The 25,966-nt window shown below is 35.9% G+C and carries 31 protein-coding genes; 12 read left to right on the top strand and 19 right to left on the bottom strand.

The window, feature by feature from the left end:
* Nucleotides 1–138: 138 nt before the first annotated feature.
* The 3 genes from BUE84_RS10915 (at nucleotide 139) to pdeM (ending at nucleotide 3,984) form a co-directional block, all read left to right on the top strand.
* On the top strand, nucleotides 139–2,541 hold the full coding sequence (locus BUE84_RS10915; RefSeq protein WP_167595418.1) for a ligase-associated DNA damage response DEXH box helicase: 2,403 nt from the start codon (nucleotides 139–141) through the stop codon (nucleotides 2,539–2,541).
* Between the two features lie 146 nt (nucleotides 2,542–2,687).
* Entirely contained in the window at nucleotides 2,688–3,290 is a 603-nt protein-coding gene (locus BUE84_RS10910) for a 2,3-bisphosphoglycerate-dependent phosphoglycerate mutase (RefSeq protein WP_079241649.1), read from the top strand.
* A 49-nt stretch (nucleotides 3,291–3,339) separates the two neighbouring features.
* The gene (gene pdeM, locus BUE84_RS10905) at nucleotides 3,340–3,984 is read left to right on the top strand and encodes a ligase-associated DNA damage response endonuclease PdeM (protein WP_158521355.1); all 645 of its coding nucleotides are present in this window, start codon (nucleotides 3,340–3,342) and stop codon (nucleotides 3,982–3,984) included.
* Between the two features lie 162 nt (nucleotides 3,985–4,146).
* On the opposite strand, the gene BUE84_RS10900 is transcribed toward pdeM, so the two are convergent.
* Nucleotides 4,147–5,364 (bottom strand): MFS transporter, encoded by a 1,218-nt coding sequence (locus tag BUE84_RS10900; protein ID WP_079241647.1) that lies wholly within the window; start codon nucleotides 5,362–5,364, stop codon nucleotides 4,147–4,149.
* 149 nt (nucleotides 5,365–5,513) lie between these two features.
* Between BUE84_RS10900 and BUE84_RS10895 the strand changes: the two genes are divergently transcribed.
* The 4 genes from BUE84_RS10895 (at nucleotide 5,514) to BUE84_RS10880 (ending at nucleotide 7,292) form a co-directional block, all read left to right on the top strand.
* Nucleotides 5,514–6,104 carry a TetR/AcrR family transcriptional regulator gene (locus tag BUE84_RS10895; protein WP_079241646.1) on the top strand — a complete coding sequence of 197 codons (591 nt, stop codon included), beginning with the start codon at nucleotides 5,514–5,516 and terminating at the stop codon, nucleotides 6,102–6,104.
* A gap of 71 nt (nucleotides 6,105–6,175) precedes the next feature.
* Nucleotides 6,176–6,634: a hypothetical protein gene (locus BUE84_RS10890; RefSeq protein WP_079241645.1), complete on the top strand. Its 459-nt coding sequence runs from the start codon at nucleotides 6,176–6,178 to the stop codon at nucleotides 6,632–6,634.
* Nucleotides 6,635–6,636: 2 nt separating this feature from the next.
* Nucleotides 6,637–6,939: a DUF3817 domain-containing protein gene (locus tag BUE84_RS10885; RefSeq protein WP_079241644.1), complete on the top strand. Its 303-nt coding sequence runs from the start codon at nucleotides 6,637–6,639 to the stop codon at nucleotides 6,937–6,939.
* Complete coding sequence (locus BUE84_RS10880; RefSeq protein ID WP_079241643.1) at nucleotides 6,936–7,292, top strand: rhodanese-like domain-containing protein; 357 nt, start codon at nucleotides 6,936–6,938, stop codon at nucleotides 7,290–7,292. Before BUE84_RS10885 ends, BUE84_RS10880 begins: the two co-directional genes overlap by 4 nt.
* Before the next feature lie 46 nt (nucleotides 7,293–7,338).
* On the opposite strand, the gene BUE84_RS10875 is transcribed toward BUE84_RS10880, so the two are convergent.
* Both BUE84_RS10875 and BUE84_RS10870 read right to left on the bottom strand, forming a co-directional pair.
* The gene (locus tag BUE84_RS10875) at nucleotides 7,339–8,292 is read right to left on the bottom strand and encodes a nitrilase family protein (protein ID WP_079241642.1); all 954 of its coding nucleotides are present in this window, start codon (nucleotides 8,290–8,292) and stop codon (nucleotides 7,339–7,341) included.
* A gap of 65 nt (nucleotides 8,293–8,357) precedes the next feature.
* A complete protein-coding gene (locus BUE84_RS10870; protein ID WP_079241641.1) occupies nucleotides 8,358–9,155 on the bottom strand; it encodes a helix-turn-helix domain-containing protein in 798 nt (265 codons plus the stop codon).
* Between the two features lie 313 nt (nucleotides 9,156–9,468).
* Between BUE84_RS10870 and BUE84_RS10865 the strand changes: the two genes are divergently transcribed.
* Nucleotides 9,469–9,975 carry a pyridoxamine 5'-phosphate oxidase family protein gene (locus BUE84_RS10865; protein WP_079241640.1) on the top strand — a complete coding sequence of 169 codons (507 nt, stop codon included), beginning with the start codon at nucleotides 9,469–9,471 and terminating at the stop codon, nucleotides 9,973–9,975.
* Between the two features lie 143 nt (nucleotides 9,976–10,118).
* Here the strand turns inward: BUE84_RS10865 and BUE84_RS10860 are convergent, their stop codons facing one another.
* From BUE84_RS10860 to BUE84_RS10850, 3 genes are all read right to left on the bottom strand, one after another.
* A complete protein-coding gene (locus tag BUE84_RS10860; protein ID WP_079241639.1) occupies nucleotides 10,119–10,352 on the bottom strand; it encodes a thioredoxin family protein in 234 nt (77 codons plus the stop codon).
* Between the two features lie 9 nt (nucleotides 10,353–10,361).
* Entirely contained in the window at nucleotides 10,362–11,246 is an 885-nt protein-coding gene (locus BUE84_RS10855) for a dihydrodipicolinate synthase family protein (RefSeq protein ID WP_079241638.1), read from the bottom strand.
* Between the two features lie 153 nt (nucleotides 11,247–11,399).
* The gene (locus tag BUE84_RS10850) at nucleotides 11,400–11,855 is read right to left on the bottom strand and encodes a cupin domain-containing protein (protein WP_034698222.1); all 456 of its coding nucleotides are present in this window, start codon (nucleotides 11,853–11,855) and stop codon (nucleotides 11,400–11,402) included.
* A gap of 101 nt (nucleotides 11,856–11,956) precedes the next feature.
* Here BUE84_RS10850 and BUE84_RS10845 point away from each other — a divergent pair, with 101 nt between their 5' ends.
* Entirely contained in the window at nucleotides 11,957–13,408 is a 1,452-nt protein-coding gene (locus BUE84_RS10845; RefSeq protein WP_079241637.1) for a PLP-dependent aminotransferase family protein, read from the top strand.
* A gap of 161 nt (nucleotides 13,409–13,569) precedes the next feature.
* On the opposite strand, the gene BUE84_RS10840 is transcribed toward BUE84_RS10845, so the two are convergent.
* Entirely contained in the window at nucleotides 13,570–14,706 is a 1,137-nt protein-coding gene (locus BUE84_RS10840) for an Atu1372/SO_1960 family protein (RefSeq protein WP_079241636.1), read from the bottom strand.
* A gap of 117 nt (nucleotides 14,707–14,823) precedes the next feature.
* Here BUE84_RS10840 and BUE84_RS10835 point away from each other — a divergent pair, with 117 nt between their 5' ends.
* Complete coding sequence (locus BUE84_RS10835) at nucleotides 14,824–15,612, top strand: AraC family transcriptional regulator (protein ID WP_079241635.1); 789 nt, start codon at nucleotides 14,824–14,826, stop codon at nucleotides 15,610–15,612.
* Between the two features lie 36 nt (nucleotides 15,613–15,648).
* Here BUE84_RS10835 and BUE84_RS10830 read toward each other — a convergent pair whose 3' ends face one another.
* From BUE84_RS10830 to BUE84_RS10800, 7 genes are all read right to left on the bottom strand, one after another.
* Nucleotides 15,649–16,149: a CinA family protein gene (locus BUE84_RS10830; RefSeq protein WP_079241634.1), complete on the bottom strand. Its 501-nt coding sequence runs from the start codon at nucleotides 16,147–16,149 to the stop codon at nucleotides 15,649–15,651.
* A 166-nt stretch (nucleotides 16,150–16,315) separates the two neighbouring features.
* On the bottom strand, nucleotides 16,316–16,642 hold the full coding sequence (locus tag BUE84_RS10825) for a hypothetical protein (RefSeq protein ID WP_158521354.1): 327 nt from the start codon (nucleotides 16,640–16,642) through the stop codon (nucleotides 16,316–16,318).
* A 69-nt stretch (nucleotides 16,643–16,711) separates the two neighbouring features.
* Nucleotides 16,712–17,014, bottom strand: coding sequence for a hypothetical protein (locus BUE84_RS10820; RefSeq protein WP_145953233.1), 303 nt, complete (start codon nucleotides 17,012–17,014; stop codon nucleotides 16,712–16,714).
* A 64-nt stretch (nucleotides 17,015–17,078) separates the two neighbouring features.
* The gene (locus tag BUE84_RS10815) at nucleotides 17,079–17,297 is read right to left on the bottom strand and encodes a hypothetical protein (RefSeq protein WP_079241631.1); all 219 of its coding nucleotides are present in this window, start codon (nucleotides 17,295–17,297) and stop codon (nucleotides 17,079–17,081) included.
* 175 nt (nucleotides 17,298–17,472) lie between these two features.
* Nucleotides 17,473–18,087, bottom strand: coding sequence for a Crp/Fnr family transcriptional regulator (locus tag BUE84_RS10810; RefSeq protein ID WP_238594403.1), 615 nt, complete (start codon nucleotides 18,085–18,087; stop codon nucleotides 17,473–17,475).
* Nucleotides 18,088–18,138: 51 nt separating this feature from the next.
* Nucleotides 18,139–18,735, bottom strand: coding sequence for a Crp/Fnr family transcriptional regulator (locus tag BUE84_RS10805; protein WP_079241630.1), 597 nt, complete (start codon nucleotides 18,733–18,735; stop codon nucleotides 18,139–18,141).
* A 524-nt stretch (nucleotides 18,736–19,259) separates the two neighbouring features.
* On the bottom strand, nucleotides 19,260–20,144 hold the full coding sequence (locus BUE84_RS10800) for a DMT family transporter (RefSeq protein ID WP_079241629.1): 885 nt from the start codon (nucleotides 20,142–20,144) through the stop codon (nucleotides 19,260–19,262).
* A 96-nt stretch (nucleotides 20,145–20,240) separates the two neighbouring features.
* Here BUE84_RS10800 and BUE84_RS10795 point away from each other — a divergent pair, with 96 nt between their 5' ends.
* Nucleotides 20,241–21,662 (top strand): PLP-dependent aminotransferase family protein, encoded by a 1,422-nt coding sequence (locus BUE84_RS10795; RefSeq protein WP_079241628.1) that lies wholly within the window; start codon nucleotides 20,241–20,243, stop codon nucleotides 21,660–21,662.
* A 138-nt stretch (nucleotides 21,663–21,800) separates the two neighbouring features.
* Here BUE84_RS10795 and BUE84_RS10790 read toward each other — a convergent pair whose 3' ends face one another.
* From BUE84_RS10790 to BUE84_RS10770, 5 genes are all read right to left on the bottom strand, one after another.
* A complete protein-coding gene (locus BUE84_RS10790; protein WP_034698263.1) occupies nucleotides 21,801–22,397 on the bottom strand; it encodes a Crp/Fnr family transcriptional regulator in 597 nt (198 codons plus the stop codon).
* Nucleotides 22,394–22,774: a bacillithiol system redox-active protein YtxJ gene (ytxJ, locus tag BUE84_RS10785; RefSeq protein WP_079241627.1), complete on the bottom strand. Its 381-nt coding sequence runs from the start codon at nucleotides 22,772–22,774 to the stop codon at nucleotides 22,394–22,396. The genes BUE84_RS10790 and ytxJ overlap by 4 nt, the downstream gene beginning before the upstream one ends.
* Nucleotides 22,771–23,136: a DUF1569 domain-containing protein gene (locus tag BUE84_RS10780; protein WP_238594402.1), complete on the bottom strand. Its 366-nt coding sequence runs from the start codon at nucleotides 23,134–23,136 to the stop codon at nucleotides 22,771–22,773. Before BUE84_RS10780 ends, ytxJ begins: the two co-directional genes overlap by 4 nt.
* A gap of 89 nt (nucleotides 23,137–23,225) precedes the next feature.
* Nucleotides 23,226–23,762 (bottom strand): YfiT family bacillithiol transferase, encoded by a 537-nt coding sequence (locus BUE84_RS10775; RefSeq protein WP_079241626.1) that lies wholly within the window; start codon nucleotides 23,760–23,762, stop codon nucleotides 23,226–23,228.
* 216 nt (nucleotides 23,763–23,978) lie between these two features.
* Nucleotides 23,979–25,121 (bottom strand): DEAD/DEAH box helicase, encoded by a 1,143-nt coding sequence (locus BUE84_RS10770; RefSeq protein WP_034698269.1) that lies wholly within the window; start codon nucleotides 25,119–25,121, stop codon nucleotides 23,979–23,981.
* A 215-nt stretch (nucleotides 25,122–25,336) separates the two neighbouring features.
* On the opposite strand from BUE84_RS10770, the gene pncA reads away from it, so the two are divergent.
* Nucleotides 25,337–25,942, top strand: coding sequence for a bifunctional nicotinamidase/pyrazinamidase (gene pncA / locus BUE84_RS10765; protein ID WP_034698270.1), 606 nt, complete (start codon nucleotides 25,337–25,339; stop codon nucleotides 25,940–25,942).
* Nucleotides 25,943–25,966: the final 24 nt, after the last annotated feature.

Below are 25,966 nucleotides of genomic sequence, written 5' to 3'. Positions count from 1 at the left end.
TCGCTGAGTGAAACGCCCTTGCGAACGAAAAACAAATAATATCCTATAAAATCTTAGCGTCTTAGCGTTAAAAATTAAATAAAAATAGAATTGGCAACTTTCGAACATACCAATGGATTAAAGATCATTCAACAATGGATGACCGATAAAGGTATTTCCCCTTTCAAATTTCAGCTGGAAACCTGGAAGAAATTTGGAAACGGATACAGCGGAATGGTCGTTGCTCCTACAGGTTTTGGAAAAACATTTTCTGTTTTTTTAGCCTTAATTTCAGATTTCCTGAATCATCCCGAACAATATAAAAAAGGATTAAAAATGATCTGGATAACGCCGCTCCGGTCTCTATCCAAAGATATTGCAAAAGCGATGCAGGAAGCTATTGATGAAATTGGGCTTGATTGGGCTGTAGGCGTAAGAAACGGAGATACGGATCCGAAAGTAAGGCAGCAGCAGGTAAAAAAGATGCCTGAAATTCTTGTTGTAACTCCTGAAAGCCTTCACCTGCTTCTTGCACAGAAAAATAATGAAACATTTTTCAAGGATATGAAATGTGTAGCAGTGGATGAATGGCACGAATTACTAGGTTCAAAGCGTGGAGTTATGGTAGAACTCGGGATTTCGCAGCTTAGAAAATATGTTCCGAAGATCAAAATCTGGGGCATCACCGCAACCATTGGAAATCTGGATGAAGCCATGGAAGTGCTTATTCCGTATGATGTTAAAAAGACAAAAATTACAGCCAAAGAGCAGAAAAAGATAGATATTCTCCCTGTTTTTCCGGATGAAATTGAGATATTGCCCTGGGCAGGACATCTTGGGAACAAACTTGCAGATAAAGTGGTTCCCATTATTCTGGAATCAAAATCCACCATTGTATTTACGAATACCAGAAGTCAGAGCGAAATGTGGTATCAGCTTTTATTGGATGCTTGTCCTGATTTTGCAGGGCAGATTGCCATCCATCATAGCTCTATTGATGCTCATTTAAGAATCTGGATTGAGGAAAATTTGAGTTCCGGAAAATTAAAAGCCGTAGTTTCTACATCATCTCTCGATCTTGGAATTGATTTTAAACCTGTAGATACGGTTATTCAAATTGGTTCTGCCAAGGGAGTTGCACGTTTTCTTCAAAGAGCCGGACGTAGCGGCCACTCTCCTTTTGAAACCTCCAAAATCTATTGTGTTCCCACCCATTCTTTGGAACTGATTGAAGTTTCAGCTCTAAAAGAAGCCGTAAAACAAAAAGTTGTTGAGCCCAGAGAGCCACAGGTTTTATGTTTTGATGTGCTGGTTCAGTTTATGATGACATTGGCGGTTGGAGACGGCTTTTACCCTGATGAGTTGTATCAGAGAATTAAAAAAGTATATGCATTTCAGGAAATGCTTGAAGAAGAATGGAAAAGTATTCTGGAATTTCTTACCATTGGCGGCAGTGTGTTGAAAAGCTATGAAGAGTTCCATAAAATCGTCATTATGGAAGACGGTCTTTATAAAGTAACTTCAAGAAAAATCGCTATGCTCCATCGTATGAATATGGGCGTGATTGTAAGTGATGCCATGCTGAAAGTAAAATTTATTTCCGGTGGCTATATCGGAATGATTGAAGAATATTTTATTTCAAAATTAAAAAAAGAAGAAAAATTTATTCTGGCCGGACGTACACTGGAAGTAGTGATTATCAAAGACATGACGGTATATGTGAGGGCAGCTAAAGGAAGAGCCCTGGTTCCGAGCTATCTTGGTGGAAGACTTCCTTTGAGTTCCAATCTGGGACATTTTCTGAGAGAAAAACTTTCGCATGCCTTAAATCCGAAAGCTTCGGAAAAAGAGCTTAAATTTTTACACCCGCTTTTAATTAATCAGGAAAAAAACTCCCATATTCCCAAAGAAGATGAATTTTTGGTGGAATTGATTAAAAACCGTGAAGGATATCACTTGTTTATGTATCCTTTTGAAGGACGTCTCGTCCACGAAGTAATGGCTGCTCTGATTGCCTATCGGATCTCAAAACTTGCCCCAATCTCCTTTTCTATGGCGATGAATGATTATGGATTTGAACTCTTCAGCGATAAAGAAATTCCTTTAAATGAAGACAATCTTCAACAGATTTTAAGCAGAGAGAATCTGATGAATGATGTGATCGCAAGTATCAATTCTGCGGAAATGGCAAGGAGAAAATTTCGTGATATTGCGGTGATTTCTGGAATGGTGATTCAAAATTATGCAGGGCAACAACGTTCTAACAAATCATTACAAAGTTCTGCCGGATTGATTTTTAAAGTATTGGAAGACCATGATCCTAATCACTTTTTAATAAAACAAGCGTATACAGAAGTTTTTAATATGCAACTTCAGGAACAGCGTCTTGTAGAAGCTTTTAAAAGAATTGAAAAATCTGAAATTATTTTAAAACATTCCCGATCATTTACTCCGTTGAGTTTTCCAATTAAAGTGGACAGTTTACGACAAACGCTTTCAAGTGAAGGGCTGGATGCGAGAATTAAAAGAATGCTAAAAATGTCTGATATAAGTGATCTTTGATAATTAATTCAATATTTTTTTCAATAAATCCCCTCTATTTTAAATCTTATTCATTACCTAATATTCTACGTTAATTTTCTTGATAAGTTTAAATAATCATCGTAACTTAGAGTATACCTTCTTAGAAGTTTAAATAAAATTTAAAAATGGAAAAATTGTTCTTAGTCCGTCACGGACAGTCACTCTGGAATCTGGAAAACAGATTTACAGGGTGGAAAGATATTGATATAACTGAAGCCGGTATTGAAGAAGCAAAAAAAGCAGGACTTGCTTTAAAAGGAGAAAGAATAGATATTGCATTCACTTCTGCATTAATCAGAGCACAACATACCCTGTCTATCATCCTGAATGAAATTGGAAATCCCAACATCCCGGTCATCAAAGACAAAGCATTAAACGAACGTTCTTACGGAAATCTGGAAGGGCTAAACAAAGCAGAAACCGCTCTGAAATATGGTGACGAACAGGTTCATACCTGGCGCAGGTCATTTGATGTAGTTCCACCAGGTGGAGAAAGCCTTAAAGATACTTACAACAGAGTGATCCCTTATTTTGAAAGCCAGATAAGACCATTATTAAAACAGGGCGAAAATGTATTAATTGTGGCCCACGGAAATAGTCTTCGTGCCTTAATTATGGATCTGGAGCATCTTTCTCCTGAAGAAATTTTAGAAAGAGAAATTGCTACCGGCTTTCCACTGACGTATGTTTTTGATGAAAAATTTCATGTAAGCCGTAAAGTTGGCTAAATATGAGCTAAATAGTTTAATTTTAGACATTCATTTTTCAATCCATCAAGTGTTTATAGCAACTAAAAATATTTCCATCCAAAACGAAACTTTTACTCTGACCAATCAGCGGGCAGTATTCTGGCAAAAAGAAAGAGCATTGATTCTTTCTGATCTGCACATCGGAAAAACGGCCCATTTTCGTAAAAATGGAATTGCACTGGCCAATCATATTATGAAAAGTGATCTGGAAAGATTATCTGCACTGATTGAATATTTCCAGCCTGAAAAATTTATTGTAGTTGGAGATTTACTTCATGCCGGAGACAATTCTGATGTAGATGAATTCTGTACCTGGAAAAGCCAATATCCTGATCTAGAGTTTTATCTTATTGAAGGAAACCATGACCGGATTTCAAAAGCACTGGAGGAAAAATTATGCTTTAACCATAAGTCTGAATTTCTTGAAACAAATGAGATTACCTTTATTCACGATTTTGATGCAACAAGATCCGAGTTTCAGATTACCGGACATATTCACCCTGGAATTGTGCTGAATTCTGCAGTGAAAAATATCAGGCTTCCCTGCTTTGCGCTCAGCAACAATCAATTGTTACTTCCTGCTTTTAGTGAATTCACAGGATTGGATACCAAAAATCTACCTAAGAAAAGCACATTTTTTGTGTTTACAGATGCAGAGATTTATGAGATTTAATAACCTAAGGTCAATCGGTCAATCTTGCTATACAAAATAAAGGCAGATAAAAACCTGCCTTTATAAAACCACCATCTTCATGATCAATGTATTGATTCCCTCTTCATTTACATGCCTCTAGCATCCTGGTTTGTATTATGCATAAAAACGATTCGTGAAATCTTAATTTTTCTTACTTAAGCGGATGCTGTATGCTGTAATCAAAACTGTTACCAGCAGGAACAAAGCTCCGATCCAGGGTGTACTTTCCAGCCCTAGAGAAGAAGTCACAATCATTCCTCCTGCATAAGATCCGATTGCAATCCCCATATTAAAGGCTGCAATATTGATCCCTGAAGCAACGTCTTCGGTTCCCGGAAGTTCTTTTTCAGCAATTTGTACCACCAATAGCTGAAGTCCCGGAACAGAAGCAAATGATAAAGCTCCTAAAAGAAAAAGGGTAATGATGCTTAAAACCGGACTGCTTACCGTGAAATAAAACGCTAGCAATACCAATCCCTGTGCGGCAAACATCCATAGAAGGGCTTTCAGAGGATTTTTATTCGCTACTTTCCCACCAATCAGGTTTCCTAAAGCAATGGCAATTCCATAAACCAAAAGGATAAAAGTAACGGTAGATTCCTGAAATCCTGTAATTTTCTGTAAAATAGGTGACAGATAAGTAAACACGACAAACGTCCCTCCATACCCCATTGCAGTCATTAAAAAGGCAAAAATCAGACGTTTATTTCCCAATACCTTAAACTGGCTTTTTAATGAAGCTGTTTTCCCATTTTTTAGCGTATTGGGAACCAATAATAAACTGGCTACTAACCCAATGATTCCAAGGATTGAAACCCCTATGAAAGTTGCTCTCCATCCGAAATGCTGTCCTATAAATGTTCCCAGAGGAACTCCTGTTACAATCGCAAGAGTAAGTCCGGCAAACATAATAGAAATGGCTGTGGCTCTCTTCTCTTCGGGGACTAGCGAAGCTGCAATGGTAGAACCTATGGAAAAATAAATTCCATGGGCCAATCCCGTAAGTATTCTTGCCAGAATTAATGTTATAAAGCTGGGAGCTATAGACGCCAGTCCGTTTCCAATAACAAATAGCATCATAATGGAAACCAAAAGTATTTTACGTGGTACTTTCCCTGTTAATGCCGTTAATATCGGTGCTCCGATAGCTACTCCTATCGCATAAAGACTTACCAATAATCCCGCTGACGGAATGGTAATCCCGAGATCAGATGCTACGGTGGGCAGCAGTCCTACAATTACAAATTCAGTAGTTCCTATTCCGAAGGCACTTATTGTTAATGCCCATAAAGCTGCAGGAAGACCTTTTTTAACCGTCTGCGTTGCAGTATTGATTTCTATTTCTTTTTGAAAATTCATTGTCTTATAATTTGTTGATATTGATAAGGCAAATTTCCGACGAATATTTATATTATAAAAATTATTTAAATTGTATTAAAGTATCAGAATAATGATAGTTTTATTTTAAGTTTAAAATTTGTTCCTTTGTACAATAATCAGCAGTTTTAATGAAGAAATCAGAAGCAACCCGACTTACTATTCTCCAGAAAGCGTTCGAATTAATCTATGTAAAAGGTTTCCAGACAACAAGCATTGATGAAATTATCGCAACGACTCAGGTGACGAAAGGTGCTTTTTACTATCATTTTAAAACTAAAGATGAGATGGGACTGGCTATTATCAACGAACTGATGAAGCCCAACTTCAGACGCAACTTTATTGAATCCCTCCAAAACAACAGAAATCCTCTGGACAATATTTACGAGATCATCCATAATCTCCTGATGGAAAATGATTTTCTAAAAGTTGAGTACGGCTGCCCTACTTCGAATTTTGTGCAGCAAATGGCACCATGGCACACTGCCTTTACCCAGGCTTTACATGAGCTTTCGAAAGAGTGGGAAGAAGCTTTTACTAAAAGTATTGAAAAAGGTAAAAAGGAAGGAATCATTAAAAAGGAAGTCAGCGCAAGAGAAGTCAGTGTTTTTGTCATTTCCGGGTATTGGGGAGTAAGAAATTTGGGTAAAGTTGAAAATTCAAAAGAAGTATATCTTGTTTATTTAAAGGGACTTAAGTCTTATTTAAACACGCTTCAATAATTTTTTTATTCAAAAACATACTAATTAGTATGTTTTTATTATACCTTTGTCCTGTTCTAAAAAAATAACCCATGTACCAAACCTTTACTTTTTTACATTCACTCACCAGATGGCTGGTCTTAATAAGCCTGACTTATGCAGTATACCGCTCTTTCAAAGGATATTATTCTGACAGAGAATTTACAGGAAGAGATAATGCAGTAAGACACTGGACCGCTACCATAGCCCACATCCAACTGGTTATTGGAATGGTGTTTTATATTAAAAGCCCGGTAATCAAATACTTTTGGAAAAATTTTAAGGAAGCTAAAGACTCTTTTGAACATCTGTTTTTCGGAATGATTCATATTTCACTGATGATTATAGCCATTATTCTCATTACAATAGGCTCTGCTTTAGCCAAAAGAAGATCTTCAGATAATGAAAAATTCAAGACTGTGGGGATCTGGTTTTCAATAGCACTGATCATTATTTTCATTGCCATTCCGTGGCCTTTTTCTCCTTTTGTAAACAGACCTTATTTCAGATAATTATGATAGATTTATTTAAAACAAAAATCGGACGGCTGAGAATTCTGGCTATTTTAGAAGGGATCTCATTACTGACGCTGATAGGCATTGCCGTTCCTATGAAGTATTGGATGGGAAATCCTTTATTGGTAAGACTCATCGGCCCTGTACACGGAACATTATTCCTCTTGTTCCTGTTCAACACACTGAGCGTTGGTGTAGAACAGAAATGGAAGTTTAAAGAAATAACCTGGAAAGTGATTTTGGCCTGCTTTATTCCGTTCGGCACTTTTTATGTTGATAAAAAAATTCTGAGCAAGCTATGAAAAGTATTCTTATATTCTGTGGAATAGCTCTTATCCTGTATGTAGTCTACAAGGTTTACCGATTCCAGACCTTAGATAACGGTTTACCGGAACTCCTCAAAAAAGGAGCTGTCATTTTGGATGTAAGAACGGAAAAGGAATATAAAACAGGGCATATAGAAGGTTCTGTGAATATTTCTTTAGGAACAATCAGAGAAAGGTATGTAGAATTAGATCCGAAAAGAACATACATCACAGTGTGTTCTCACGGACTCAGAAGCGTAAAAGCCGAAAATATCCTGAAAGAAAGAGGCTTTAAACATATCTATAACGGAGGTGCCTGGACCGACCTGGAGGCAACTATCCATCCATAAAAGCAATGAATCTCTCCTGCTATTATTACAGAAGAGATTCAATTTTTTAATAAGTATTATTGTTAAGCCAAACTACTTTTTGTTCTGATGAATGATCTTGCCCAATGATATTCCTGTATAATTCAGGTCTTCTGGCTTTAATATAGCGAGACCCTCCTGCCTGAGTTAGTTTTTCAGAGGTAATGACAGCCGATTCAAAGCTATCTTCCCACGAGTGGCATTCTGCAATCACATCTCCAAAGGGATCTATAATCATGGAACACCCGTTTTTAAGCTGGTCATCATCCATACCAATTGGATTTGAAAAAACAATATACGCTCCGTTATCATAAGCTCTGGACGGAAGCCACTTCATCAGCCAGTCCCGCCCTTTCATTCCATTAAATTCAAGACGTAAAGATGTAGGATCTGCTACCCTCTTGTCCCAAAGCTGAGAATCAACAAACCCAGCTCCCGGCCTTGTGGAAGGCGTACACATCGTAACATGGGGCATGAAAATGATTTCTGCACCCAAAAGTCTTGTAGCTCTTACATTTTCAATAACATTATTATCATAGCAGATGAGAATTCCACATTTCCAGCCCATAATATCAAAAACACAATACTCATTGCCTGGTGTAAGATGCGGATTGATGAAAGGATGCAGTTTTCTGTACTTTGCTTTTAATCCAGTTTTGTCTACACAAACATAAGCCTTGAAGATGTTATCATGTTCATCTTTCTCAAACAATCCGGCCAGTATGGTGATATTATGCTTTGTAGAAATCTCTTGTAGTCTTTTAATACTCTCACCATCCGGAATAAGTTCTGAAATATCAATAAGTTGCTCTCTGGAAAGTTTTCGGGCAAAAGTATAGCCTGTAATGGAACATTCATGGAAAACAATTACATGAGAACCTTTGGATGCTGCCTCTCCAGCTAATTTTTCTATAACGGATAGGTTATAAACTTTATCACCACTTTTGTTTTCAAATTGTGCCGTCGAAATTTTAATATTCATACTTTTTTTTAAGCAAAACTAGGCTGTGTCGCTTCTTAAAAATTGTATAAAACCGCCATATCAATTTACAGCTCAATAAAATTAACCGCCATTTTATTTTCTGTATGTAAATATTGTTTAGGAGTAAGCCCAATATTATTTTTAAATTCCCTGATAAGATGAGACTGATCAGAATATCCCGCTTCGTAAGAAAGTGTGGTCATTTTTTTATCATCAATCCCATTATTCATAAGGCTTAAAAAGTAATGAAGACGGATAATATTTCCATATTTTTTGGGAGATATTCCCATATGATATTCAAACTTCCTTTCCAGATGCCGTTCAGAATATCCGGTAAAATGCTGCAAATCTTTGGAGGACACAGAGCCTTTATTTTGAAGAAGATATTGTTGTGTAGTTGTTATTAAATGATAATCTGTACTCATTTTTTCGGATAAAAAATGGGTGAAAAAGATATTCAGATCATTGATTATGGCTAAAGAATTCTCTTTATTAAACAATTTTTCCTGAAACACTTCCAGCTTATTTTTCAAAACATCTTCCACGGAGATAATCTGATTGCGAATTTCTTTGGCTGAAGTTTTCAAAAGAATATTCAAAAAATAAGGTTGAAATACGATGGCCATAAGAGAAAACTTACCTTTTGAAAAGAAATCCCTGTAACCGTTTAAAGTACCGTAGAAAAAGGAAAGTGGCATCCGGTCCTCAGAAATACAGGAATACAGATTCATGTCTCCGGATAGTATCAATCCGGAACTACCATCCGTAAAGAGCCTTAAACTTTTTATATCCTCTTGGGAATTTTCCAAAAAGATATAATGTCTGATATAAGGAGCCAGATGTTTGGGAGGCGAAATCTGCATCCATCAAATTTACAGAAAACTTATTGACAGAAAAAGACAATCTCTAAATTTAAGACATGCAAAATCAGTTATTTAATTCTCTCGCAGATTTTGCCAATTACGATATATACACAATCATCTGCGAAATCTGTGCGATCTGCAAGAGATAAAAATTAATAAAATTCTTGCACCTTATGTAGTATTAAAAATTATTCTGCTTCTTCGTGATTTCTAAAAAAACTAAAAGAAATCCATGTAAGATACCACACTTTATTCCCTTTTGGTCAGGTATTTGAATCTTATACTACTTACCAATCACTTAAAATAGTATAGTATGTCAACACAAAATCTTACCCACCTCGAAGCGATCAAAAAGATCAAAGAGTTGTCAGAAAAAGCAAGAATATGTATGTTTTGTACAGAATTGGAAACTACTCCCATCAATTCAAGACCCATGACCCTGCAGGAAACAGACGACAGCGGAAATCTATGGTTTATCAGTAGTGGTACCAGCAACAAAAATTTTGAGATAAAAGAAGACCGCAGAGTACAACTGTTTTTTATGAACAACAGCGATTCCCAATATCTTTCAATTTACGGAAAAGCTTCTGTTTATAAAGATAAAGCGACGATAGAAGATAAATGGTCTCCTCTGGCTAAAGCCTGGTTTGACGGAAAAGATGATCCCAATGTTACCATTATCCGTGTAGAACCTAAAGAAACCTATTATTGGGATACCAAAGCAGGGAAACTGGTCAGCCTTTTCAGTTTTGTAGCTTCTGCAATCACAGGAAATAAAACTAATAATGCTGATGGTGTAGAAGGAAATGCAATAATTTAGGAAGTTCGTAATAAGCAATAAATTCTCTCGCAGATATTGCAAATTAAGCAGATTTGCATCCAATTATCACTTAATCTGTGGGATCTGTAAGAGATAAAAAACGGCTCAAGAAATTGAGCCGTTTATACAAGATTAATGATTCTCTAATTTTTCACATCTTCCATAGACGCTCCAAAATTAATATGAAGAACATTCCCATTGGGTGTTACTAACGCAGGTACAGATTTTACACCTGCCTTTTCAGCATCTTCAATTTTGTTTTTGTCATTACCTAAATGGATAATCTCAACATTTTCCAAACCTATAAGGTTGACGATATCATGTTCTGCGCTGATACATACAGGGCATCCTGCATGATAAAAAATGGATTTTTTCATATGATTGTACTAATTAATAAGGGTTTTAATAATATTTTTTAATTCTTCGGTTTCTTTTTCATGTAAAGGTTTTAAAGGGCTTCGTAAATTACCGCCATCTTCTCCCAGAATATTGAGACCGGATTTCACGGCTCTTGGTAATCCTTTGTTCACAATAAATTTTAAAAGATCAAACTGCTGATAGAAAATTGTTTTTGCTTTCTCAAGATCTCCTTCCTCCACTGCATTATAAAGACCGATATTCAGTTCGGGAATGAGATTGGGAGCTGCAGTACACCAGCCTCTCGCTCCCGCAGAAAATGCAGCCAGAGCCAAAGGATTGGAACCATTATAGAATGCAACCTCTTCACCAAGTTCTCTCCTTAGATAATGCATTCTCTGGATGTCTCCCGTACTTTCTTTGATCATCGTTACATTGGAAATTTCAAGCAGCCTTTTCAGCAAAGCCGGAGACATATCTACTCCACTTGTTGCCGGATTATTGTACGCCATAATCGGAATGGAAATCTTACGCGCTACGGCATCATAGTGCGCTACAATTTCATCATCGGTCAACTTCCAGTAACTCATCGGAATAATCATTACCGCATCTGCCCCGGCTTTTTCTGCGAACTGAGCATGATGAATTGTTTTTTCTGTTGTAAGGTTGGAAACTCCTACCAACGTCGGAATTCTGCCTTTTACCTGCTGTAAAGTAGCTTCAGTAACTTCTTCTTTTTCTTCGTCAGACAGATAAGGCATTACTCCTGTACTCCCCAATGGAGCGATACCATGGCTTCCGGAAGTAATCAGTCTTTCTACCAAATGTTTGAAAAGCGGAATATCTACTTTTTCATTTTTATCAAAAGGAGTTATGGGATAAGCTATAATTCCTTTGAATGGCACATTTTTCATGTTTTTTTGTTTAAAAGTTTAAGATTATTTTTAAACCATTAGGAGAGAATAAGCTTTTAAGAATAGTAAGACTAGCTTCGCGCTTAAAAAAATCATATCCGATATCAAATACAACAGAAGAACGGTTTCCCTTAATGGTTTAAAATATTCATATTAGAGATCTCTTCCTTCTTCCTCTCTCAAAGCAACTCCTAAGTTCTGCAACTGAGGGGCATTTTCACAGGCGATATATTTGGCAGGTTCGGTATCGCTCAGATTCTGGTGTTTATGCCAGGCCCAGGAAGGGATATATACAGCATCACCAGCTTCCCAATGTACTCTTTCATCTTCTACTTCTGTCCAGCCTTTTCCTTCAATTACAAATAATACAGTTTCATAAGTATGGCGGTGTCTGTTGGTTTGCTGTCCGGGAGTTAAGCCTCCTATCGTCATACTCACATTCTTACTCGGAAGATCTACAAAGAAAACGGGATGCTTTCTTTCTGTTGAAAACTGATTGTGTTCTCCTGCATTTTCTACATTTTTATGGATCAAATGGCTTGGCTTTACATACTTTGGTCTTGCAAAAGTTTCGTGGAAATCTTTAGAACTGAATTGTTTCTTGTCCATGATTTTAAAATTATTATGGTTTTGTGCTTTATTGCATGACAAAATTATTTTATATTTGGACTGTTTAAATGATTCAGTTTTTACATAAATAGATAGTCCAGATGTTAAGACCTTGGAAATTGGAATTAGAAATTGATAAAAAGCTTGATAAAGCAGTTTATCTACAGATTGCGGATACTATTATCGCTGATATTCGTACAGGAAGATTAAAAGCAGGTAATGCACTTCCCGGAAGTCGAAATCTTGCACAATCCTTAAAGATTAACAGGAATACCGTTGTAGAAGCCTATCAGGTGCTGATCAATGAAGAATGGGTGATTTCCAGAGAAAGAAAAGGCATTTTCGTATCAGAAAAGCTCCCTGCCTTGCATGAAAAAAATGCAGATGCGCTACATGATTCTAAAAATCAGCAGGTACTACCTAACGGAATTTTAATTAATTTCGATGATGGCCATCCCGACAGTAAAATTGCACCTGTAACAGAACTAGCAAGAGCCTATAGACAAATTTTCAGCATCAAAGCCAAGTGGCAGATGATGGGTTATGGAGATGAACATGGAGATTTGGAATTCAGAAAAATGATCTCTCAGATGCTTAATCATCAGCGTGGAATGCATATTCATGAAAACGAAATTTCTATCACCCGAGGCAGTCAGATGGGCATGTTCCTTACTGCTCAGAGTCTTTTAAGTGCTGGTGATCTTGTTATTGTAGAAGATCCTGGCTATCAGCCTGCATGGCAAGCCTTTCAATATGCAGGAGCACAGCTTTTGTCCGTGCCTGTAGATCATGAAGGAATCGATATTGAGGCTGTTGAAAAGCTTTTAAAACAACATCAGAATATAAAAGCATTATATAGTACTCCTCATAGACAATATCCTACAACAGTTACCCTAAGCCTTTCAAGAAGATTAAAACTGATTGAGTTGTCAAATAAGTACAATATGACCATCATTGAAGATGATTATGATAATGAGTTTCACTTCGGATATCGTCCTATTCTCCCGATTTCAAGTTTTCCCGAACTGCACAATTATGTGTATATCGGAACTTTAAGTAAGGTGGTTGCGCCTGCTTTGAGGATTGGGTATCTGACCACTAAAAATCAGGAACTGCTGAAAAGAATTGGTGATCTGAGAAAGATTATTGATGTGCATGGAGATGTCATCATGGAACAGGCAGTTCTTCAGCTCATTAAAGAAGGTGCCATAAAAAAGCATATCAGAAAAGCAACCGTTCATTATAAGAACAAAAGAGATTTTGTTTTTGAATTGCTAAAGAAACATATGAAAGATATTGCAGATTTTACATTACCCGAAGGTGGTCTGGCTTTTTGGATTGTTCCTAAAGTACAATTGAATTGGAATGTGGTAACAACTTTATTACTGGAAAAAAACATTAAGATTATTCATCCTAAGCAATACAGTCAAAATAATGTAAATGGATTCAGATTAAGCTATGGAGCACTTTCCGAAGAACAGCTGGAACAAAGTATTCCTTTGATTGCTGAGATTTTTTCAAGGTTTGTGATCAAAGATAAGGTTGAATTATAATGGGAAATAATTATACCGGATGTTTTTATCCCTCGCAGATTTTACAGATTACACAGATTTGTATGCTTTGTGTAATCTGTCAGATCTGGAAGATTTTTATGTAAAAAAAAAAAAAATTATTAATTTGGATAAGGCAGAAACTATTAAATGAGTATGGAACACTACTCTACTTCAAAGACAGCCTGAATCTCTACGGAAGAACCCACAGGAATGGAAGAAGCCCCCAAAGTAGCTCTGGCATGTTTTCCTTTTTCCCCGAAGACTTCTACAGCCAGATCAGAAGCAACGTTCATCAGATCTGCATGTTTTGTATAATCATCTTTGGTATTAAAGATTCCTGTAAGCTGAACACACTGTTTTACTCTGCTCAAATCTCCTCCCACCGCTTCATTCAGTACGGAAATAACGTTCAGCATAGTTACTTTTGTAGCATCTTTTACTTGTTGCTCATTTACTTCAACGCCTAATTTCCCCGGATTGAAAATTTTACCATCCTTTAAAGCAACCTGATTGATAAATACCAGATTTCCCGAACGGACAAACGGCTGATAATTTCCTGCCGGTTTTGGAACCTGTGGAAGTGTAATATTTTTTTGCTTAAGAATTTCACTGAAATTCAGGTGATTTGTAGCAGCAACTACCGTTTTCTTAGGATGAGTATTCTTTAACGCCAATGCTATTTTCGCGAAATTTCTTCCCTGAAGTTCAGCAATATTTCGTTCTCCTTTGGTGGGTCTTTCCACATCTTTCAGAGAAGCCATGCTGGTAATTCCTAAAACAGTATTTCCCTGTGGAATAGCTTTGTTCAGCTCTTCTGTCCCACGAATTCCATTAGACATCAATACCATCCCATGCACAGCAAGGCTGTTCCAGAAGGCCTGAAGAGCAAGCTCCTTTCCTGCTCCACTTCCCGCTGACATGAAAACAGTGGCAGGAACGCCTTCCAAAGCATGATTGGTCCATAACTGAACGGTTTTAGATAAAAATTCACTCATTCCCGTACTGATATTCCCGAAATAAACCGGTGAACCAAAAGCAATTCCATCATAAGAGGTTAGTTCATCTACTGTTGCGACAGGAAGATTTTTCAGAGTTGGATTTTGTGAAGCTTTAACTAATTTGATATAAGGGACTGCATTATTTTCGCTTTCCACTCCTTTGGCTATTTCTTTAGCCAGTTCGTAAGTTCCCCCATTGTCTGAATGGATAAGAACCAATATTTTAGCTTTATTTTGTGCCATGATTTGGGTGTTATTAGATAATAAAATTAAAACAAAAAAAAGACATAGTTTTTTCATTCTGAATAAGATATAGATTATATTTTGAATTAAATCATGTAGTTATTACATTGATAATACAAAATTACTACTGTCGTTTTTATTAAATTTGCCAAAATATACATATAAAACGACAACATGAAATGTGGACTGATTGAAAAAACAGAAAGCCAGTTTGTAGATTCTATAGAAAAAGAAGCTTATGTATGGTGCGAAAAAAACTGGAAACATGATGATTATGAACACAGGCATAACCGTGCTCAGCTTACATTTGTGGAAGAAGGGTATCAGTATTTTCATATTGACAGGAAAATTTATCTTGTCCCGCAACATCATGTCATCTGGATTCCCTCAGAAAAAGCACACAAAATTACTTCAGAGGCACAAACCGTTAATCTGATGGTATTTCTTTTCAAATCTGTTTTTGAAGATGAATTTTATCAGAATGTTCAGGTATTTGCCGTTCCCCCTGTTTTGAAAGAAATGCTTTTGTATGCTTCAAAATGGAACCAATCTCTGGATGAAAATGAAGAACAGGATATCTTCTTTAAGGCTATTTTAAAGAGTCTTCCTAATTTCTGCAGGGAAAGTAGCGGCCTGGAAATTCCTGTACCTACTGATACCAGGCTGATTCCTGTATGCAATGATATCAACTCTAATTTTAAATATAATCTGGATATTGATTCTTTAGCCGAAAAAGCACAAATGTCTGTGAGAAGTCTCCAGAGAATTTTCAAAAATGAAACAGGAATTACCTTACAAAAATACCTGCAGCTGACCAGGATTTTAAAGAGTATCGAATTGATAGATACCAAACAATATACCTTGAGTGAAGTAGCTTATAAAGTAGGATATCAAAGTCTTTCAGCATTCACATCATCTTATTTTGCGATTATGCAGACCAAGCCAAAGGTGAATAAAAATTAAAATTTTTGGATAGAACTTATCATTTAATTCCAATACTTATTTTAGAATTAACACCCTATTAAGTTCACTTTTAAAACATCCCAGAATAAATTCTGTATAATATAACTGAGCATTTAAAGCTTGAGTTTTAGGATGTAGTTCCAGCTTCTTTGTAAGAATAATTTCTCCTTTATAAGAAAATGAAAAATAAGCGAAAACCTTGTAACCTGAATTAATAATTGGAGTACAATAACCGGTTGTAGAAATGGACCAGTCTGATTCAAAAAGCTTTGCCACATTGAGAGCCATAGCCTGAGAAATAGCTTCTGCAGCTCCGTCATAATCATCAGGTCCAGGTCTGCTGACCTTAAGAAGTCTTACTTTTTCCGGCAGTGTATAAGTTGTCATACCGCCTTTGTAGAATAAAGGAGCATCCGGCATCTGTGAAAAAGCAAGCTGCAGACAACCGGAAGTAACACTTTCAGCGATTGAAACAGATTCATCAGCAGCTACAAGAAACTGACTTATATAATTGAGAAGATTCTGTTGAAATTCCATAATATTTTATTTTGTGAGGTTCATTTAAAACGGTCATAAAAGAGACCAAAAAGCTGCTGAACAAATGAATACAGCAGCTTTCATGATTAAGTATTGTAAATGGTGTGAAAGGTGTTTTTATAAATTATTAAAATGTAAAGACATTTTCAACAAGGCTGTCTAAAACCTAATCTGTTTTACTGTTCTCAAGAATATCAAGAAACCTATTGATATATTCTTCTTCTTTCAAAACCTTATAATAAGCTGTCTTTGCATATAAACTGAAAGAAAGTGATTCAAACCTTACTTCTGTTTCCCTCCCCGCAGTAACAGATGTATTTTGGGAATGAAATTCACGGATATGAAGAATATACTCTTCGATGCATGTATTTATTGTTCCTTTAAGGACATCACATGTTGCATTCTTTTTGATCTTCTCCAAAGACTTGATCAGAAAAGCCGTCACTCCGTATGAATTAATTATAGGCGGAAACAGAGACTCATTCTCTATCATATTATTCTTATCATTCAACCCGGAATGCCGTAAGGTGTCGTTCTCAAATATCATATTCAAAAAATGGTATTAGTTATGGGAAGCTTTTAAATATTGCTCGAAATAATGAAGGTCATTTTTATCTTTAATAGACAAGTAAAACATGATTTGTTCCGGTTCTTTCAGTCCGATGCTGCCGAAGCAGTCAAAATGAGCAATGAGCGCCTGTATGTTTTCAATATCAATATCTTTCAGGATGATAAACAAAAGAAAGATATTTTCTTTAATTTCTTTAGCATAAACCGCTGCTCCATCTTCAAAGCAATCTCCTTGATGAATTACTTTTATAAATTCTTTGTGCTTCAGGGTATTTATTATTTTCTGACAGTTCATACATTTTGATTTCATGGTTAAAATAAGCCTGTTATCAGCAAGCTATAAAGTATACTGTACCCTTTTAATCTCCCTGCTTTTCATTAAAATTAACAGATGTTTCGGTATTATCTGTGAGTTCCCAGTCTTCATTTTCAGTACTATAAATATTGTTGATTGCACTTACAAAAAATGGGTGAAGCAGAGCTTTTTCTATGTCATTTTCCAATATAAGTCCTTCATTCTCATCCGGTTTTCTTATAGCGGGGTTGGTATTGTGGGATTCTGTAGTTTTATTGGCCATAATATGAATATAGTTTGGTTATTATAGCCCGTAACTGGCACTAAACAGCAATTTCAAAAATGAATACTTTTATATTCATTTTAGCTAAGATCTTAAGAATGGTATTGAAAACTGCTCTATCAAATGTACATAAGAATAACTCACTTTTTTATGATCTGAGTCATTAAAATCATATTTAATATAAAATTTTACGATCTTTTAAAGACAGTATGCCATCTTTTTCCATTTTTTTTAAGTTTCTGATTACTGTTTCTACACGCAAGCCCGTAAGATTAGCAATCTGTTGACGTGTAAATGCAATATGGAAACAATGATGACAGTCTTCATCATGATAGCTTTTAAGATAATCCATTAAGCCTTTCAGTCTCTGCATAGGATTTAGTGAAGCAAGACTCTGCATCATTTTCAATTTATAATAAATTTCCTGTGAAAAACAGGCATTCATTTCAAGAGAAAGATGAGGATGTTTATCGATCATTTCCAGAAAATTATTTTTGGGAAGTCTTATAATTCTGGATGTTTCAAGACAAACTGCATTCACAGGATAATCCTGACTAAGAAAAAGCATTGCTTCCCCAAAGCTTTGGTTTTTACCTAAAATATTATGAATAAACTCTTTTCCTTCTTCACTATAATTATTAAGCTTCACCTTTCCGCTACCAATCTGAAAATAATAAAGCGCATGATCTTCTTCTTTAAAAACAACTTCCTTTTTTTTATATATCCTGTCTTCTGCGCCATAGGAGTACAAAAGATTTTCATCAATATTCATGCAACTTATTGTTTTCATAATTTCAATGGATTTTTTTAATGAAAAACAAATAATATGCCTGAAATAAGGTTAATATAGAATTTTACGATTTTCAATTCTCACAATTTTATCTCTTTCCATGTGTTTAATCGTTCTTATCGCGGTTTCCACACAAAGCCCTGTAAGACTCGCCATTTGCTGTCTCGTTAAGGGAACCAAAAAAGAATAAGGGCTCAGATCTTTTTGAGAACTTTTAAGATAATCCATTAGTCCTCTAAGCCGTATAGAAGGATTTTGAGATGAAAGGCTCTGCATCATAATGAATTTATAATAAAGACGTTCTGAAAGAAAACTGTTTACCTCCATATATAATTCCGGAGATTGATTCAGCAGATTGAAAAAAGCAGATTTATGAAGTCTCAGAATACTACATTCTGTAATAGCTTCTGCATTTACTGGATAAGGTTTTTCTATAAAAAGGATAGATTCTCCACAGCTTTCCCCGTCTGATAAAATATTTTGAATAAACTCTTTGCCTTCTTCATTATAATTGTTGAGCTTTACTTCTCCTTTAACAATCTGATAATAATAATTAGGAATGTCCCCTTCAAAGAATATTACTTCTGAAGGGGTATAATGTCTCGTTTCTGCTCCCGCTGAAATCAAAATGTTTTCGTCGATAACCATAATAGCTTTTTTTGGAATTGTTTTCTTCTTCCTATCTCCCTAGTCTTAGTAAAAATATTAATTGGTAATCGATTCTAAGATGCATGCAAAAACCGCACCTTAATTATTATTGTTAAAGTTAAAAAATGTTAAAAATTTCAACAACTTTAAATCTTTTTGCATTTATTAATTAAATATCATTACTAAAAACACAATTAAATTGCTTTTTTGATATCTTATTTTAAAAATTTTAATTTCAACAATATGTAAAAACACCAAACAATAAACCCCGCTTTATTTGATTAAAACGGGATTTTCGAAGTAGCAACAGGAAAATCTGTTATTTTTTTGATATTTTATTGTTATGGGTTTTTGTGATATATACAAGTTTTTTTGAAAAAACCGCACACCCTATATTGTACCGGAAGGGATTGGATTTATTTTGGAAATAAAATTCGTCCTTATTTTTGTAGTGATGAGGCAAAAGGAAATTTATGATGAACCTATTTTTCTTATAACTGAAGTCAGGAATGTTTTATATTTGATTATTTTGCAAATTTCTTAGTTCCTGCAACACATAATATCACTCCTACTGTTACGCCAAGCATACCCATACTCACCTGTTCATGAAGAAGCCAGGCAGCCAGGGCCAGGCCAAAGAAAGGTTGAAGTAACTGCAGCTGGCCAACAGTTGCAATTCCTCCCTGTGCCAATCCTTTATACCAAAAGATAAAACCAATAAACATACTGAAAAGAGAAATATAAGCCATTCCAAACCATCCCTGAAAGCTGACATTCTGAATATCAGCCGGAAAATAAATGAAAAATAAAGGAATCATTACTGGCAGTGCCAATACCAAAGCCCAGGAAATTACCTGCCATCCTCCTAATGTTTTGGATAATTTAGCTCCTTCAGCATAACCCATCCCACATAAAATAACAGCAAGCAGCATCAGAATATCGCCAATAGGTGATGCTGATATTCCTTGTGAAACAGCATAGCCAATCACTAAGAGGCTTCCCACAATCGAGAAAAACCAAAATATAGGATGAGGTCTTTCTCCGCCACGCATCACACCAAATACGGCAGTTGCCAAAGGGAGCATTCCCAGAAATACAATAGAATGCGCTGAAGTAAGATATTGAAGCGCCAACGCAGAAAGAAGGGGAAACCCAACCACACACCCAAGAGAAACCAACAATAATGGAATCAGATCTTTTTTGACAGGACGTTTTTCTTTCCCCAGCCATAATACGATAAGCGCCAAAACGCCTGCAACCGCTGCACGAACTATGGTTACAAAAGTAGGACTCATTTCCATTACGGCTAATTTAGTAGCCGGCAAACCGCCACTAAATAAGACTACTCCTATAAATCCATTGATCCAACCACTTATATTTTCATCTTTTGATAGTTGTTTTGTCATCATTTTATTTAAGCTTTTAATTGATATTCAAAATTAGAAAGGATAATTAGATAAACACAGTATCAGTTTTGTATATTTGCATGAGCACAGTTTAAAATTATGAGTAAAGAATTTTTATATACAGAAATTGCAGACGGCATTGCAGGACAGATCAGAAGTGGTATTCTAAAGACAGGAGACAAGCTTCCTTCTGTGAGAATGCTATGCCAGGAGCATCAGGTGAGTATGAATACAGCCAAACGTGTTTTTCTGGAACTGGAATCCCAGTCTTTGGTAGAATCTAAGCCACAATCTGGTTATTTTGTAAGCCAGCTGCTCTCTGCCAAACTTCCTTTGCCCGAAGTAAGCCGCCCATCATTGATCGCCAATAATGATGAACCGGATGAACTGATCAGTAAGGTATATGAAAATATGGGTAAAAAAGATCTTACCTTTTTCTCTATCGGGATCCCATCAGGAGATCTCTTACCTCAGGCTAAACTGAAGAAAGAAATTGTAAACGCCACTAGAGAATTAAAAGACGGCGGCACCGAATATGAAGAACTCCAGGGAAACCTGAAATTAAGAAGAATGATTGCTGTACGTTCCTTACAATGGGGAGGAAATTTGAGCGAAAATGACCTGATTACCACCAATGGTGGAATGAACGCTCTTTCTTTTTGCTTAATGGCTTTAGGAAAACCAGGAGACACCGTTGCTATCGAAAGTCCTTGTTACCCAGGAATTCTTCAGCTTGCCAATGGTTTAGGATTAAAAGTTCTGGAACTTCCTACCCACCCTACTACCGGAATAGAAATTGAGGCTTTAAAAAAATTAATTCCTAAAATAGATCTGTGCCTTTTGATTCCCAATTTCAATTCACCTTTGGGAAGCTGTATGCCCGATGAAAACAAAAAAGAAATTGTAAAAATACTTTCTGAAAATAATATTCCGTTGATAGAAGATGATGTCTATGGAGACCTTTATTTTGGTTCCAGTCGTCCGAAATGCTGTAAATCTTTCGATAAAGACGGAAATGTACTGTATTGCAGCTCTATTTCAAAAACATTAGCTCCAGGCTATCGTGTAGGCTGGATTGCTCCGGGGAAATATAAAGACAAAATCATGAAACTTAAACTTCTGCATTCTACGTCTTCTATTTCCATTGTAAATGAAGCTGTTGCCAACTTTCTGAAATCCGGAAAATATGAAAAACATCTTCAGCAGCTTCGCAGAACATTACAGTTCAATTATCAGAACTATGTACAGACCATTGCAGAATTCTTTCCTGAAGGTACAAAAACCAGCCGTCCGCAGGGAGGTTTGTCTTTATGGGTAGAATTTGATCAAAAGGTTCGAACAACAGAATTATACGATCTGGCCATCAAACAGAATATCAGCATCGCTCCCGGAAGAATGTTTACCTTTCAGGAACAGTTTGAAAACTGTATGAGGCTCTGCATCGGGCTTCCATGGTCGGAAGATACACAGGCAAAACTCAGACAGGTTGGACAGCTTGCCAAAAAGATTTATTTAAAGTAAGGAAGATGGAGGCTGGAAGATTGAAGTTAACATAGCTTTAAAAATAACTTATCTCAATTCTTATTGATAAATCTAAACAATAGTTGTTAAAGTTCTTTATATTCAACAGAACTTCCCGCCTCCATCTTCCAGCTTTTCCTATTTGTTATCCGGGATGAAATTTTTTCTCGCCAGCTCCTTTCTTACACGGCTCAGGCTCTCAGGGGTAATTCCAAGGTAAGAAGCAATCATCCATTGCGGAACTCTCAGGAGTAAATCCGGATACATTTTGATGAATTTCATATACCTTTCTTCTGCAGTCTCTCCCAATAAAGAGTTGATCCTGTTTTGAAGACTTCTGATATGTTTCTGAAGAAGAAAATCACTTCTTTCGATGCTGTTCGGAAATTGTTCTACCAGTTTGTTGAAGAAATCAGGGTGAAGAAACAAAACTTCAGAATCTTCCACTGCTTCTATATAATAAATAGATTTCTCATTGAAATAAAGACTGCTTCGGTCAGAAATCAACCAACTTTCCGGAGCAAACTGTATAATATGTTCCTTTCCGTTTTTATCAATAGAATACATCTTTATCAATCCTTTTTCTACAAAGAATATATGACGGCAGATTTCACCATACTGAAGAAGAAACTGATTTTTAGGAATTTTCTTTACTTCATAGTGCAGGCTACACGTATTCACATTCTGAAGCGGAACATTTAAAACTTTGGCTAAATAATTATTTATATTCTTCATGATACAATCTGGCTTAAAGAAATATCCTGGTGTGAAGCATTGTTAACAGGCTTTCCGTTCTCTATGACAATCAGTTGCGGACTTTCGTGTCTGATTTCAAAATCTGCTGCTATTTTGTTAGAAACAGGTCTGTGTGCCAATAAATCCAGATAGTATACATTCACCGGCTGGTCTGAATTCTCTATTTCTTTTTCAAAGTTTTTCAAAACTGTCCTGCTTATGAAACAGCTTGTAGAATGTTTGAATATCGCTATTTTATTCTGAAAAGAGTCTTCTATTGCTTTGGCAAGGTCTTCTTCAGATTCTATCTTTTTCCAGAATGTTTTTTGGTCAGGGGTTTCGTTTTTACCACCGAATATTTTATCAAAAAAACTCATACATTAAATTGTTTTAGATGATGATCAAGATGTTTGTACTCTAAAAATGTCCAGTCTTTTTCAGTCATTATACCGAATAATCTGTGGCGGTCCGGCAGGTTGTTTTTTTCACAAACTTCTCGGAATTCTTCCAGCGTTTTCAGCAGATTGGTTTTTGATACATCAAAATCACACTCAAAATTAACGATTAGTTTTTGAAAAGTAGGCATGTTTCTGGGAATTCCATTATTGAAAATATGCATTTCTATTTTAGTAAAAATCCCTACTACCTCAAACATGACATTAATACGGGGAAGTTCGAGCTTTCCCAAAGCCACCTGAAGAACTAAATCACAATGCTTTAGCATTTGACATACATTCATCTTTCCCCATTTTCCATGAGAATTTTCAGATAACAGGGAAATTCTGTCTTTAATTTCCTGATAATATATTGGATTATTGAGACTCTTCCTTACCAACCTTTTTCTATCTTCAGATTTTCAATATGAGCAAAATGATGATTACAATGCCACACGTATAAAGCAAGGCTTTCTCTTAAATTATAATTCTTTTGATGCTCAGGATGATGAAAAGTTCTTTCAAACTGTTTATTTGTAAGGCTTTTAAGAAGTGTCACCCATCTTTGGTGTGTTCCCTTCAACATTCTCATGGCCGGTTTTACAGGCATATGAAAACTGTCCTGAAGTTCTGCCCATTTCGCTTCGTCATAAGGCTTTATGGTAGGGTTTTCTTCTGTCAGCGCCAGTTTAAAACGGATAAAACTGTTCATATGACTGTCAGAAAGATGATTCACAAGCTGCCTTACTGTCCAGCCTCCTTCTCTGTAAGGGGTATCCAATTGATCGTCTGTGAAGTGTTCAATGAGATTCTTTAGCCGGCCGGGAAAGTCTTTGATTACTTTGATATAAGTATCCAATGTGATATCACAAATGTTTTCAGGCACTTCAAACGGGCCTATTGGAAACTTTTTTTTCTCTAAATCAATCATTGTTCAGGTTTTAATTTTTTAATTATTGCCGATTGGTATTATTCTTATTTGTTATAATAATTGACGAATATCAGCTTGCGCGAATTTATCAAAAATTCAAGAATATAAAGTGAATAAAGCATTAATTATACCGATAATGATTTTTGTGGTATCGATTTTTCATTAAAAAAGGCTTCAATTGTATAAACTGAAGCCTTTCGTAATTATAATAAAGTATTAATATCCATGTAAATCAATACCTTCTGTTCTTTGCAGAGTTACTTTTCTACCCATTTTCTTTTGAATGACTCTGAAATGCTGTAATTCATCATCCGTCAGAATACTGATTGCAGTTCCTTTTTCGTTGGCACGTCCTGTTCTACCAATACGGTGAATATAATCCAGCGGCGAACGCGGCAATTCATAATTGATAACACATGGCAGAGATTCAATATGGATTCCTCGCCCAATTAAGTCTGTAGCCACCAAAATCTGAGCTCCGTTTACTTTAAATTCTTCCAGATTATTTCTTCTTGCTCCCTGAGATTTCTGGCTGTGAATAGCCACTGCTTTTATTTTATTCTTTTTAAGTTTCTCTACCAGATTATCTGCAGATCTTGTAGATGAAACAAAAATCAAAGCCTTTTCTACTTTCTTTTCTTTGATCAGATATCTTAAAAAAGGACCTTTATTTTCCGGAGCAACATGATAGGCTAATTGTTCAATATTATCAATTTCTACTTCTTCTTTTTTAATCTCAATAATCGTAGGATTAATGGAAAGACGTTCTTTCATTTCAGCAACTTTATCATTTAATGTTGCCGAAAATAAAGTAGTTTGTTTCGCTACAGGCATCATAGCAAAAAGTTTATTCATCTCTTCACCAAATCCTAGCTGAAACATTTTATCAGCTTCATCAATCACCAAATGTTTAATTCCTGAAATACTCAATGCATTATGGTCAATTAAATCCAGCAAACGCCCCGGAGTTGCAATCAAAACTTCCACTCCAAACATTCCCTTCATCTGTGGATTGATAGAAACACCTCCATACACGGCCATCGTACGCACTTCCCTCTTTAGATTTTCTGTGAATGCTCTGCAAACTTCATCGATCTGAATAGCCAGTTCACGGGTTGGAACCAATATCAAAACCTGAACATTACGGTCCTTTTTAACTTCCGCATTCTGTAATTTTTCCAGAATCGGCATCACAAAACACGCTGTTTTACCGGAACCTGTCTGGGCAATTCCCATAAGATCTTTCCCTTGTAAAATGACAGGAACAGCCTGCTCCTGTATTGGGAACGGTTTTAAATACCCTAATTTTTTGACAGAACGAATAATATTGTGTGATAATCCTAACGATTCAAATGACATAAAAAATACTTATTTCCTGCAAAGATACGCTATTGATATTTGGTGTAAGCCTCAAAATATAATAGGCTGCAGATAAACTTCAATTATTTTAATTTTCATGCCCTTCATTGATAAGCATTTAAAATTTATGTTGTCGATTTGTCCGATAATTCAGGTTTGGACAAATTTTTGAAGATTAGTTTTGTAAATTTATCAAAAATTCGAGAAATCAAAATATGAAAAAAGCGTTAATAATAGTCGATGTACAGAATGATTTTTGTGAAGGCGGAGCACTTGCAGTCCCTGGAGCCAGCGAAATTATTCCATACATCAATCTCCTGATGGAGGAAAATGAATATGATCAGGTGGTTCTTACACAAGACTGGCATCCTGCAGGTCATAAAAGTTTTGCAAGCAGCAATGGAAGAAAGGTAGGAGAAAGTATTATTTTAAATGGAGTTCCACAATTTATGTGGCCGGATCACTGTATTCAGGGAACTTTTGGAGCAGAATTCCATAAAGATCTGAACAGAGATAAAGTAACCCATATTGTACAGAAAGGTAAAAACATTGAAATTGACAGCTACAGCGGTTTCCAGGATAACAACCACTTTATGAAAACCGGTTTGGATGACTTCTTGAAATATCACGATATACAGCTGGTAGAAATCGTAGGCCTGGCATTAGACTATTGTGTTAAATTTACAGCACAGGATGCAGTAGCCAACGGATATGTAACTTGTCTTCATTTCAATGGAACACGTGCTGTCAATGTAAAACCTGACAACGGTAGAGATGCCATCTATGAAATGATTGAAAAAGGAGTAACTGTATTAGGGTAATTCTTTTTAATGATGAGTTATGAA

It is taken from the genome of Chryseobacterium indologenes (assembly GCF_002025665.1).
Taxonomy (GTDB): Bacteria; Bacteroidota; Bacteroidia; order Flavobacteriales; family Weeksellaceae; genus Chryseobacterium; species Chryseobacterium metallicongregator.
The sequence above is the reverse complement of the archived record's forward strand: the minus strand, read 5'-3'. Positions and strand labels throughout refer to the sequence as shown.